Source organism: Magnetococcus marinus MC-1 (genome assembly GCF_000014865.1).
GTDB classification, from domain to species: Bacteria; Pseudomonadota; Magnetococcia; order Magnetococcales; family Magnetococcaceae; genus Magnetococcus; species Magnetococcus marinus.
The window spans coordinates 3,719,186-3,733,731 of record NC_008576.1 but is presented as its reverse complement, the minus strand read 5'-3'; the positions used below and the strand labels follow the sequence as shown (position 1 = coordinate 3,733,731).

The 14,546-nt window shown below is 57.3% G+C and carries 1 protein-coding gene; it reads left to right on the top strand.

The window, feature by feature from the left end; genetic code table 11:
• Nucleotides 1-8 precede the first annotated feature (8 nt).
• Nucleotides 9-13,724 carry a calcium-binding protein gene (locus MMC1_RS15305; protein WP_160162721.1) on the top strand — a complete coding sequence of 4,572 codons (13,716 nt, stop codon included), beginning with the start codon at nucleotides 9-11 and terminating at the stop codon, nucleotides 13,722-13,724.
• Nucleotides 13,725-14,546: the final 822 nt, after the last annotated feature.

The following is a 14,546-nucleotide window of genomic DNA, read 5'->3' as shown; positions in this document are numbered from 1 at the left end:
CATCACCGATGCGGCCACCATGGCGCAGTTGTCGGCCATTGATCAGGATCACTGGAGCGCTGACCTACGGTGCGGGTTTGAAAGATGCCGCTGCGGCGCTGGAAGCCAATACCAACAGCTATGTGACGGGCAGCTATGTGGTTTCGATCACCGATGCGGCCACCATGGCGCAGCTGTCGGCCATTGATCAGGACACCACTGGAGCACTGACCTACGGTGCAGGTTTGAAAGATACCGCTGCGGCGCTGGAAGCCAATACCAACAGCTATGTGACGGGCAACTATGTGGTTTCGATCACCGATGCGGCCACCATGGCGCAGTTGTCGGCCATTGATCAGGATACCACCGGAGCGCTGACCTACGGTGCGGGTCTGAAGGATGGTGTAGCAGCGCTGGAAGCCAATACCAACAGCTATGTGACGGGCAGCTATGCGGTCTCCATCACCGATGTGGTGACCATGGCGCAGTTGTCGGCCATTGATCAGGATACCACCGGTACCCTGAGCTATGGTGCAGGCTTGAAGGATGGTGCAGCGGCCCTAGCCGCCAACACCAACAGCTACATTACGGGCAGCTATGTTGTCTCCGTTACCGATGCGGCCACCATGGCGCAACTTTCGGTCATGGATACCGCCACCAGCGGCACCCTGACCTACGGTGCGGGCTTGAAGGACGGTGTTGCGGCACTGGATGCCAATACCAACAGCTACGTGACCGGTTCTTACCTCGTTTCCATCACCGATGCGGCCACCATGGCGCAGTTGTCGGCCATTGATCAGGATACCACTGGAGCGCTGACCTACGGTGCGGGTTTGAAAGATGCCGCTGCGGCGCTGGAAGCCAATACCAACAGCTATGTGACGGGCAGCTATGTGGTCTCCATCACCGATGCGGCCACCATGGCGCAGCTGTCGGCCATTGATCAGGACACCACTGGAGCACTGACCTACGGTGCAGGTTTGAAAGATGCCGCTGCGGCGCTGGAAGCCAATACCAACAGCTATGTGACGGGCAGCTATGCGGCCTCGATCACCGATGCGGCTACCATGGCGCAGTTGTCGGCCATTGATCAGGATACCACCGGAGCGCTGACCTACGGTGCGGGTTTGAAAGATGCCGCTGCGGCGCTGGAAGCCAATACCAACAGCTATGTGACGGGCAGCTATGCGGTCTCCATCACCGATGTGGTGACCATGGCGCAGTTGTCGGCCATTGATCAGGATACCACCGGTACCCTGAGCTATGGTGCAGGCTTGAAGGATGGTGCAGCGGCCCTAGCCGCCAACACCAACAGCTACATTACGGGCAGCTATGTTGTCTCCGTTACCGATGCGGCCACCATGGCGCAACTTTCGGTCATGGATACCGCCACCAGCGGCACCCTGACCTACGGTGCGGGCTTGAAGGACGGTGTTGCGGCACTGGATGCCAATACCAACAGCTACGTGACCGGTTCTTACCTCGTTTCGATCACCGATGCGGCCACCATGGCGCAGTTGTCGGCCATTGATCAGGATACCACTGGAGCGCTGACCTACGGTGCGGGTTTGAAAGATGCCGCTGCGGCGCTGGAAGCCAATACCAACAGCTATGTGACGGGCAGCTATGTGGTCTCCATCACCGATGCGGCCACCATGGCGCAGCTGTCGGCCATTGATCAGGACACCACTGGAGCACTGACCTACGGTGCAGGTTTGAAAGATGCCGCTGCGGCGCTGGAAGCCAATACCAACAGCTATGTGACGGGCAGCTATGCGGCCTCGATCACCGATGCGGCTACCATGGCGCAGTTGTCGGCCATTGATCAGGATACCACCGGAGCGCTGACCTACGGTGCGGGTTTGAAAGATGCCGCTGCGGCGCTGGAAGCCAATACCAACAGCTATGTGACGGGCAGCTATGCGGTCTCCATCACCGATGTGGTGACCATGGCGCAGTTGTCGGCCATTGATCAGGATACCACCGGTACCCTGAGCTATGGTGCAGGCTTGAAGGATGGTGCAGCGGCCCTAGCCGCCAACACCAACAGCTACATTACGGGCAGCTATGTTGTCTCCGTTACCGATGCGGCCACCATGGCGCAACTTTCGGTCATGGATACCGCCACCAGCGGCACCCTGACCTACGGTGCGGGCTTGAAGGACGGTGTTGCGGCACTGGATGCCAATACCAACAGCTACGTGACCGGTTCTTACCTCGTTTCGATCACCGATGCGGCCACCATGGCGCAGTTGTCGGCCATTGATCAGGATACCACTGGAGCGCTGACCTACGGTGCGGGTTTGAAAGATGCCGCTGCGGCGCTGGAAGCCAATACCAACAGCTATGTGACGGGCAGCTATGTGGTCTCCATCACCGATGCGGCCACCATGGCGCAGCTGTCGGCCATTGATCAGGACACCACTGGAGCACTGACCTACGGTGCAGGTTTGAAAGATGCCGCTGCGGCGCTGGAAGCCAATACCAACAGCTATGTGACGGGCAGTTATGTGGTTTCGATCACCGATGCGGCCACCATGGCGCAGTTGTCGGCCATTGATCAGGATACCACCGGAGCGCTGACCTACGGTGCGGGTCTGAAGGATGGGGTAGCAGCGCTGGATGCCAATACCAACAGCTATGTGACGGGCAGCTATGCGGTCTCCATCACCGATGTGGTGACCATGGCGCAGTTGTCGGCCATTGATCAGGATACCACCGGTACCCTGAGCTATGGTGCAGGCTTGAAGGATGGTGCAGCGGCCCTAGCCGCCAACACCAACAGCTACATTACGGGCAGCTATGTTGTCTCCGTTACCGATGCGGCCACCATGGCGCAACTTTCGGTCATGGATACCGCCACCAGCGGCACCCTGACCTACGGTGCGGGCTTGAAGGACGGTGTTGCGGCACTGGATGCCAATACCAACAGCTACGTGACCGGTTCTTACCTCGTTTCGATCACCGATGCGGCCACCATGGCGCAGTTGTCGGCCATTGATCAGGACACCACCGGAGCGCTGACCTACGGTGCGGGCTTGAAAGATGCCGCTGCGGCGCTGGTAGCCAATACCAACAGCTACGTGACGGGCAGCTATGTGGTTTCGATCACCGATGCGGCCACCATGGCGCAGCTGTCGGCCATTGATCAGGATACCACCGGTGCGTTGACCTACGGTGCGGGTTTGAAAGATGCCGTTGCGGCGCTGGAAGCCAATACCAACAGCTATGTGACGGGTAGCTATGTGGTTTCGATCACCGATGCGGCTACCATGGCGCAGTTGTCGGCCATTGATCAGGATACCACCGGAGCGCTGACCTACGGTGCGGGTCTGAAGGATGGTGTAGCAGCGCTGGATGCCAATACCAACAGCTATGTGACGGGCAGCTATGCGGTCTCCATCACCGATGTGGTGACGATGGCGCAGTTGTCGGCCATTGATCAGGATACCAGCGGTACCCTGAGCTATGGTGCAGGCTTGAAGGATGGTGCAGCGGCCCTAGCCGCCAACACCAACAGCTACATTACGGGCAGCTATGTGGTCTCCGTTACCGATGCGGCCACCATGGCGCAACTTTCGGTCATGGATACCGCCACCAGCGGCACCCTGACCTACGGTGCGGGCTTGAAGGACGGTGTTGCGGCACTGGATGCCAATACCAACAGCTACGTGACCGGTTCTTACCTCGTTTCGATCACCGATGCGGCCACCATGGCGCAGTTGTCGGCCATTGATCAGGATACCACTGGAGCGCTGACCTACGGTGCGGGCTTGAAGGATAGCGTTGCGGCCCTGGAAGCCAACACCAACAGCTACGTGACAGGTTCTTACCTCGTTTCCATCACCGATGCGGCCACCATGGCGCAGCTGTCGGCCATTGATCAGGATACCACCGGAGCGCTGACCTACGGTGCAGGTTTGAAAGATACCGCTGCGGCGCTGGAAGCCAATACCAATAGCTATGTGACGGGCAGCTATGTTGTCTCCATCACCGATGCGGCTACCATGGCGCAGTTGTCGGCCATTGATCAGGATACCTCTGGAGCGCTGACCTACGGTGCGGGTCTGAAGGATGGGGTAGCAGCGCTGGATGCCAATACCAACAGCTATGTGACGGGCAGCTATGCGGTCTCCATCACCGATGTGGTGACGATGGCACAGCTGTCGGCCATTGATCAGGATACCACCGGTACCCTGAGCTATGGTGCAGGCTTGAAGGATGGTGCAGCGGCCCTAGCCGCCAACACCAACAGCTACATTACGGGCAGCTATGTGGTCTCCGTTACCGATGCGGCCACCATGGCGCAACTTTCGGTCATGGATACCGCCACCAGCGGCACCCTGACCTACGGTGCGGGCTTGAAGGACGGTGTTGCGGCACTGGATGCCAATACCAACAGCTACGTGACCGGTTCTTACCTCGTTTCCATCACCGATGCGGCCACCATGGCGCAGTTGTCGGCCATTGATCAGGACACCACCGGAGCGCTGACCTACGGTGCGGGCTTGAAAGATGCCGCTGCGGCGCTGGTAGCCAATACCAACAGCTACGTGACGGGCAGCTATGTGGTTTCGATCACCGATGCGGCCACCATGGCGCAGCTGTCGGCCATTGATCAGGATACCACCGGTGCGTTGACCTACGGTGCGGGTTTGAAAGATGCCGCTGCGGCGCTGGAAGCCAATACCAACAGCTATGTGACGGGCAGCTATGTGGTTTCGATCACCGATGCGGCCACCATGGCGCAGTTGTCGGCCATTGATCAGGATACCACCGGAGCGCTGACCTACGGTGCGGGTCTGAAGGATGGGGTAGCAGCGCTGGATGCCAATACCAACAGCTATGTGACGGGCAGCTATGCGGTCTCCATCACCGATGTGGTGACCATGGCGCAGTTGTCGGCCATTGATCAGGATACCACCGGTACCCTGAGCTATGGTGCAGGCTTGAAGGATGGTGCAGCGGCCCTCGCCGCCAACACCAATAGCTACATTACGGGCAGCTATGTGGTCTCCGTTACCGATGCGGCCACCATGGCGCAACTTTCGGTCATGGATACCGCCACCAGCGGCACCCTAAGCTACGGTGCGGGCTTGAAGGACGGTGTTGCGGCACTGGATGCCAATACCAACAGCTACGTGACCGGTTCTTACCTCGTTTCCATCACCGATGCGGCCACCATGGCGCAGTTGTCGGCCATTGATCAGGATACCACTGGAGCGCTGACCTACGGTGCGGGCTTGAAGGATAGCGTTGCGGCCCTGGAAGCCAACACCAACAGCTACGTGACAGGTTCTTACCTCGTTTCCATCACCGATGCGGCCACCATGGCGCAGTTGTCGGCCATTGATCAGGATACCACCGGAGCGCTGACCTACGGTGCGGGCTTGAAGGATAGCGTTGCAGCGCTGGATGCCAATACCAACAGCTATGTGACGGGCAGCTATGCGGTCTCCATCACCGATGTGGTGACCATGGCGCAGCTGTCGGCCATTGATCAGGATACCACCGGTACCCTGAGCTACGGTGCGGGTCTGAAGGATGGTGCAGCGGCCCTCGCCGCCAACACCAACAGCTACATCACGGGCAGCTATGTGGTCTCCGTTACCGATGCGGCCACCATGGCGCAACTTTCGGTCATGGATACCGCCACCAGCGGCACCCTAAGCTACGGTGCGGGCTTGAAGGACGGTGTTGCGGCACTGGATGCCAATACCAACAGCTACGTGACCGGTTCTTACCTCGTTTCCATCACCGATGCGGCCACCATGGCGCAGTTGTCGGCCATTGATCAGGATACCACCGGAGCGCTGACTTACGGTGCGGGCTTGAAGGATAGCGTTGCGGCGCTGGAAGCCAATACCAACAGCTATGTGACGGGCAGCTATGTGGTTTCGATCACCGATGCGGCCACCATGGCGCAGCTGTCGGCCATTGATCAGGATACCACCGGTGCGTTGACCTACGGTGCGGGTCTGAAAGATGCCGCTGCGGCCCTGGAAGCCAATACCAACAGCTACGTGACGGGTAGTTATGTGGTCTCCATCACCGATGCGGCCACCATGGCGCAGTTGTCGGCCATTGATCAGGATACCACCGGAGCGCTGACCTACGGTGCGGGTTTGAAAGATGCCGCTGCGGCGCTGGAAGCCAATACCAACAGCTATGTGACGGGTAGCTATGCGGTCTCGATAACCGATGCGGCCACCATGGCGCAGCTGTCGGCCATTGATCAGGATACCACGGGTGCGCTGACCTACGGTGCGGGCTTGAAGGATGGGGTAGCGGCGCTTGATGCCAACACCAACAGCTACGTGACGGGCAGCTATGTGGTTTCGATCACCGATGCGGCCACCATGGCGCAGCTGTCGGCCATTGATCAGGATACCACCGGTGCGTTGACCTACGGTGCAGGTCTGAAAGATGGCGTCGCGGCGCTGGAAGCCAATACCAACAGCTATGTGACCGGTTCTTACCTCGTTTCCATCACCGATGTGGTGACCATGGCGCAGTTGTCGGCCATTGATCAGGACACCACCGGTACCCTGACCTACGGTGCGGGCTTGAAGGATAGCGTTGCGGCCCTGGAAGCCAATACCAACAGCTATGTGACGGGCAGCTATGTGGTTTCGATCACCGATGCGGCCACCATGGCGCAGCTGTCGGCCATTGATCAGGACACCACCGGAGCGCTGACCTACGGTGCAGGTTTGAAAGATACCGCTGCGGCGCTGGAAGCCAATACCAACAGCTATGTGACGGGCAGCTATGCGGTCTCCATCACCGATGCGGCCACCATGGCGCAGTTGTCGGCCATTGATCAGGATACCACCGGAGCGCTGACCTACGGTGCGGGTCTGAAGGATAGCGTTGCAGCGCTGGAAGCCAATACCAACAGCTATGTGACGGGCAGCTATGCGGTCTCCATCACCGATGTGGTGACGATGGCACAGCTGTCGGCCATTGATCAGGATACCACCGGTACCCTGAGCTATGGTGCAGGCTTGAAGGATGGTGCAGCGGCCCTAGCCGCCAACACCAATAGCTACATTACGGGCAGCTATGTGGTCTCCGTTACCGATGCAGCCACCATGGCGCAACTTTCGGTCATGGATACCGCCACCAGCGGCACCCTGAGCTACGGTGCGGGCTTGAAGGACGGTGTTGCGGCACTGGATGCCAATACCAACAGCTACGTGACCGGTTCTTACCTCGTTTCCATCACCGATGCGGCCACCATGGCGCAGTTGTCGGCCATTGATCAGGATACCACTGGAGCGCTGACCTACGGTGCGGGCTTGAAAGATGCCGCTGCGGCGCTGGTAGCCAATACCAACAGCTATGTGACGGGTAGCTATGTGGTTTCGATCACCGATGCGGCCACCATGGCGCAGTTGTCGGCCATTGATCAGGATACCACCGGTGCGTTGACTTACGGTGCGGGTTTGAAAGATGCCGCTGCGGCGCTGGAAGCCAATACCAACAGCTATGTGACGGGCAGTTATGTGGTTTCGATCACCGATGCGGCCACCATGGCGCAGTTGTCGGCCATTGATCAGGATACCTCCGGAGCGCTGACCTACGGTGCGGGTCTGAAGGATAGCGTTGCAGCGCTGGAAGCCAATACCAACAGCTATGTAACGGGCAGCTATGCGGTCTCCATCACCGATGTGGTGACCATGGCGCAGTTGTCGGCCATTGATCAGGATACCACCGGTACCCTGAGCTATGGTGCAGGCTTGAAGGATGGTGCAGCGGCCCTCGCCGCCAACACCAACAGCTACATTACGGGCAGCTATGTGGTCTCCGTTACCGATGCGGCCACCATGGCGCAACTTTCGGTCATGGATATCGCCACCAGCGGCACCCTAAGCTACGGTGCGGGCTTGAAGGACGGTGTTGCGGCACTGGATGCCAATACCAACAGCTACGTGACCGGTTCTTACCTCGTTTCGATCACCGATGCGGCCACCATGGCGCAGTTGTCGGCCATTGATCAGGACACCACTGGAGCGCTGACCTACGGTGCGGGTTTGAAAGATGCCGCTGCGGCGCTGGTAGCCAATACCAACAGCTATGTGACGGGTAGCTATGTGGTTTCGATCACCGATGCGGCCACCATGGCGCAGTTGTCGGCCATTGATCAGGACACCACTGGAGCACTGACCTACGGTGCAGGTTTGAAAGATGCCGTTGCGGCCCTGGAAGCCAATACCAACAGCTATGTGACGGGCAGCTATGTGGTTTCGATCACCGATGCGGCCACCATGGCGCAGTTGTCGGCCATTGATCAGGATACCACCGGAGCGCTGACCTACGGTGCCGGTCTGAAGGATAGCGTTGCAGCGCTGGATGCCAATACCAACAGCTATGTGACAGGCAGCTATGCGGTCTCCATCACCGATGTGGTGACCATGGCGCAGTTGTCGGCCATTGATCAGGATACCACCGGTACCCTGAGCTACGGTGCGGGCTTGAAGGATGGTGCAGCGGCCCTCGCCGCCAACACCAACAGCTACATTACGGGCAGCTATGTGGTCTCCGTTACCGATGCGGCCACCATGGCGCAACTTTCGGTCATGGATACCGCCACCAGCGGCACCCTGACCTACGGTGCGGGCTTGAAAGACAGCGTTGCGGCACTGGATGCCAATACCAACAGCTACGTGACGGGCAGCTATCTGGTATCCATCACCGATGCGGCCACCATGGCGCAGTTGTCGGCCATTGATCAGGATACCTCCGGAGCGCTGACCTACGGTGCGGGCTTGAAAGATGCCGCTGCGGCGCTGGTAGCCAATACCAACAGCTATGTGACGGGTAGCTATGTGGTTTCGATCACCGATGCGGCCACCATGGCGCAGTTGTCGGCCATTGATCAGGATACCACCGGAGCACTGACCTACGGTGCAGGTTTGAAAGATGCCGTTGCGGCCCTGGAAGCCAATACCAACAGCTATGTGACGGGCAGCTATGTGGTTTCGATCACCGATGCGGCCACCATGGCGCAGTTGTCGGCCATTGATCAGGATACCACCGGAGCGCTGACCTACGGTGCCGGTCTGAAGGATAGCGTTGCAGCGCTGGATGCCAATACCAACAGCTATGTGACAGGCAGCTATGCGGTCTCCATCACCGATGTGGTGACCATGGCGCAGTTGTCGGCCATTGATCAGGAAACCACCGGTACCCTGAGCTACGGTGCGGGCTTGAAGGATGGTGCAGCGGCCCTCGCCGCCAACACCAACAGCTACATTACGGGCAGCTATGTGGTCTCCGTTACCGATGCGGCCACCATGGCGCAACTTTTGGTCATGGATTCCGCCACCAGCGGCACCCTGACCTACGGTGCGGGCTTGAAAGACAGCGTTGCGGCACTGGATGCCAATACCAACAGCTACGTGACGGGCAGCTATGTGGTATCCATCACCGATGCGGCCACCATGGCGCAGTTGTCGGCCATTGATCAGGATACCACCGGAGCGCTGACCTACGGTGCGGGCTTGAAAGATGCCGCTGCGGCGCTGGTAGCCAACACCAACAGCTATGTGACGGGTAGCTATGTGGTATCCATCACCGATGCGGCCACCATGGCGCAGTTGTCGGCCATTGATCAGGATACCACCGGAGCGCTGACTTACGGTGCGGGTTTGAAAGATGCCGCTGCGGCGCTGGAAGCCAATACCAACAGCTATGTGACGGGCAGCTATGCGGTCTCCATCACCGATGCGGCCACCATGGCGCAGCTGTCGGCCATTGATCAGGATACCACCGGTGCGTTGACCTACGGTGCGGGTTTGAAAGATGCCGCTGCGGCGCTGGAAGCCAATACCAACAGCTATGTGACGGGCAGCTATGCGGTCTCCATCACCGATGCGGCCACCATGGCGCAGTTGTCGGCCATTGATCAGGATACCACCGGTACCCTGAGCTATGGTGCGGGTTTGAAGGATGGTGCAGCGGCCCTAGCCGCCAACACCAACAGCTACATTACGGGCAGCTATGTGGTCTCCGTTACCGACGTGGCCACCATGGCGCAGCTCTCTGCCATGGATACGGCCACTACCGGCACCCTGACCTACGGGGCAGGCTTGAAGGATAGTGCCGCTGCCTTGGTCGCCAATACCAACAGCTATGTGACTGGGGCTGTAACGGTTACAGTTACGGATGCAGCGACCACGGCTCAGCTGGGTGCAATTGACCAAGATACCACGGGTACTGTGAACTACAGCTTGGCAGGTATTAAGGATACGGTTTCCAATATCACCATCGACTCTGGTAACTATGTTGCCAATGCGGGTGGGGCCACGATCACGGTAAATGATGGTATCGCTAACCTGATTACGGACGCCGGTACAGTCGTTACCGGAACCCGCAATGTTACGGTAACGGATGCAGCCTCCATGGCGCAGCTGTCGCAAATTGACAACTACACCACAGGTGCTCTGAAATATGTCACGATTAAGGATGCGGTGGCGGCCCTGGTTGCTAATACCAATAGCTATGTGACAGGTTCCTATGCTGTATCGGTGACGGATGCCGCCAGCATGGCGCAATTGTCGGCTATTGATCAGGATACCACCGGTACCCTGACCTATACAAAACTGACCGATGCGGTAGCGAATTTGGTAACCAACACCAACAGCTATGTAACCGGGTCTGTCAATGTCACGGTGTCGGATATTGCGACCATCAGCCAACTCTCAAGCATTGATGCGAACACTACAGGTTCTGTGACCTACACCCAAATTGGTGATGCCGCAGCAACCTTGGCAACCAATGCTGGCAACTATGTCAAAGCAACAATCCATGTCACGGTGACGGATGCTGCGACGATTGCGCAATTGACAACCATTGATGGGGATAATACCACAGGGTCGTTGGTCTACACGGCGGGTGGGGTGAAAGATAGCGCGGCTAATTTGGTGGTTAATACCAACAGCTACGTGACAGGGGCCGTCAATGTTTCGGTAACGGATACGGTCTCCATCGCTCAGTTGTCCGCTGTCGATGAGTACACCACCGGTACATTGACCTACGGGGCCGGTGTGAAGGATTCGGTGGCCAACCTGTTGGTCAATACCAACAGCTATGTCACGGGTTCTTATGCGGTCTCGATCACCGATGTCGCCAGCATGGCGAATTTGTCGGCGATCGACCAGTTTACCACGGGCACGCTTAACTATACGAAGCTGAGCGACACGGTGTCGGCTTTGGTTGCCAATACCAACAGCTATGTGACTGGCTCGGTTAATGTGACCATTACTGACAATGCCAGCATGGCCAACATGTCGGCGATTGATCAAAACACCACGGGCACATTGACCTATACCAAACTCAGCGATACCGCCGCTGCTTTGGCGGCCAATACCAACAGCTATGTAACCGGTTCGGTCAATGTAACCGTGACGGATAATGCCACGGTCGCTCAGTTGACCACCGTGGATGCGGCTACGACGGGGACCATTAAGGTCGCCAGCGTGGTGGATAGTGGCTCAAATATCTCCAGCAACTTCGCCTACGTGGATGGCTTGGGTGTGAGCTATGTAAACGCCAACGATAACGTCATGGCCGTGACTGTGGCTCAGGCGACGGATGCCACGGTAACCATAGCCGATGATGACGTGCTCACCATCACCGACACCTCCAGTAACATCCAGGGTTCGACCTTTAGCGCTTTGGTGACTGCGGGTGCTGACGCGACCTACCTGGATGCGACGGATGACATATTGACGGTAACAGCCGCACAAGCGGCCACCACCAATATCAACTTTACCGCCGCAGATGTGGTTACGGTGAGCGACACCGGGTCCAACATTCAGACCAACATCACCACGATTTTGGCCAAAGATGTGGATAAGTTGAGTGCCTCTTCGGCGCTGGATCTTACCGATAGTGATGTAACCGGCAAAACGGTGGACTTCTCTGGTGTTGGGGATACAACCATTACCATGGCCTACGATAGTTCCAACGTAGCCTTCGGTAGCCTGACTTCAACGGGTGGTGGTGAGCTGATTCTGTCGGTTACAGGTACGGGTACCTTGGCAACGGTGACGGGCCTATCAAACTTCAATCAACTGTCTGCGGCCAGTGACTTGACCATCGACTCTGCTCAGGTGGCGGGCCAAACGTTGGATATGAGTGGTGCTGGTAATGTCACCGTCTCGTTGGCTTCGGCGACCACGGCCAGCTACAGTAGTTTGACATCCACGGGGGCGGGCACCTTGGGTCTGCAAATTGGTTCAACCGGAACCTATACTTCGGTTACGGGTTGGGAGGTGTTTGATAGCATTACCAGCGATTATGCGATCACGGTTGCGGCCTCGGCCGTTACCGGAAAAACGGTGGCCTTTAGTGGTACTGGCGCGGTCACCATTGATGGTGCGAGCAGCAGCAATGCAACCTTCCTAAACGTGACCCATGATTCAGGCACCTCGGGTGATTTGATCTTGGCGGTTAGCAGCAGCACGGGTTCGGCTGTGTTTAGCTCGGGTGCGGCTAACTTTGATAAGGTTTCGGTGGATGGTACCCTCTACACCGGTATCACCAGTGCCAATGGTCAGATTATTGTCAACGGTTCCACAAGTGTGGCTGCGGGGATTTCGGGTACGGCGTACACCGACTTTATCGTGAACTATGATACCGACAGCTTGGGAACAACCTATGCTTCAACCCAAGGTTTGTTGGGTGGTGCCGGTGACGACCGCTTGATTGATACCACCAGCAGCGGTGTGTTGCTGGCAGGTGAGGCTGGAGACGACACGCTAACCGGTGGTGCTGGAAATGACATCTTCTACCATGATGGTTCCAGCCATGGTTTGGATACCATTACCGACTTCGCATCAGGGGATCTGTTGCAAATTGCTTCGGGCAATGCAGGTCAGTGGACGCTGGATTCTACCGGTCAAGCGCTGACCAAGGCGACCAACAGCAGCCTGGGCTTTAACTTTAACAGTGGTAATGACCTGAATGATGCGACCTATGATCTTCAGTTCAACGGTGCCAGTGATGCAGCGGGTCATATCATGACCTTTGACTTGGATACGGATGCTGATCATACGGTGGCCGGTTCTTCGTATGCAGATCTGATGGTTAACTTTAGCAGTGGTACCACCGATGGTTACACCATGAGTGGTGGTAGCGGTAACGACCGTTTGATCGACTACAACGATAGTGCCTCTACCTACATGACGGGTGGTAGTGGTCAGGATAACTTTGTCTTCAACGAGAACACCACCGGTTTGACAGCGGGTGACTACACGCTGGCGACAGGCAATGCAGATATCATTACCGATTGGTCGGTGGATGACTTCTTCATCTGGGCTTCGAGCAACCTGATTGCGGGTGGTGTAACAGCAAACGGAGCTGCGGCAACCAAGACCTACTTGGATGCTTCGGTTGCGGGTGGTAGCGATGGGTATGATGAGAGCGCCTCTGCACACATCTACATCCTGCGCGATGCCAACAACGTCGCAACCAGCGGGGATGGAACAGTGGCAGATGCCCAAGCCACGATTGACGCCATCAACGGGGCTACCTCGGATGGTACCTTTAATGCGGCGAGTGCCAGTGATGTGCTGCTGTTTGCGGTCTATGACAGCACGACCACCGACACCCATGTTTGGTTGGCGAGTGTTGGTGCTAACCAGACGTTGGATGTGGCAGACATGACCATGGTGGCCACTTTGCAAGATACGAACATCACAGCGACTGGTGTTATGTACACAGCCAACTTTGCGTAAGTTGTTTGGATAAAATTTGGCTAAGAGACCGGCCCTTTCGGGGGCCGGTTTTTTTTATGGTGTGCCCGGCAGGGCACACGTACTTGGAGGTGGAACGCCTCTACAGGCCCGACGAACGGCACGGGTGCTCATCGTGAGGTGGGATCTGAAGGAAGCCGAAGGTAAAGCGCTAATCCGACGGACTGGAATCTCATATTTTATGGTGTGCCCGGCAGGGCACAGGTACTTGGAGGTGGAACGCCTCTACAGGCCCGACGAACGGCACGGGTGCTCATCGTGAGGTGGGATCTGAAGGAAGCCGAAGGTAAAGCGCGAATCCGACGGACTGGAATCGCATACGAGGCAGCCATATCTGGGCGAGGGGGCCATGATACCCAAAGCCCGATCGTCATGCAGAAGATAGGGAAGTATCTGTGGCGGGTATATGGAATGAAGGTCTCGTGTCTTACCCTGGGAGATCTGCCGCTCTGCTTTGCTGAATCCAGGAGTACGGCTGGGGTGACACTATGCCGTTAACCCCGTCCGTTAGCGAATGTTTGCCCAATAAGCGACGATGTAGAAAGGGCGGGTTCGTGTCACTTGAGCGCTTATGTGTCAATAAAAGAGGATCTTTCCATGCAATTGAAAGGGTAAGAGAATATAATGGCGGGCTAATCGTGCGGCTGCTGGCTTGGTTGTGCAGCGGTTGTTTCGGTGCTCTGTGTCTGTTTTAGCTGCAACTCCTGGGGATAAATGGAAACGCATGGTAAGAGCAGAGTGTGGGGCAGATTGAAATAGCCTGTACACGGCATGCTCCCCTATGGAATGAAAGGTTAAAGCTCA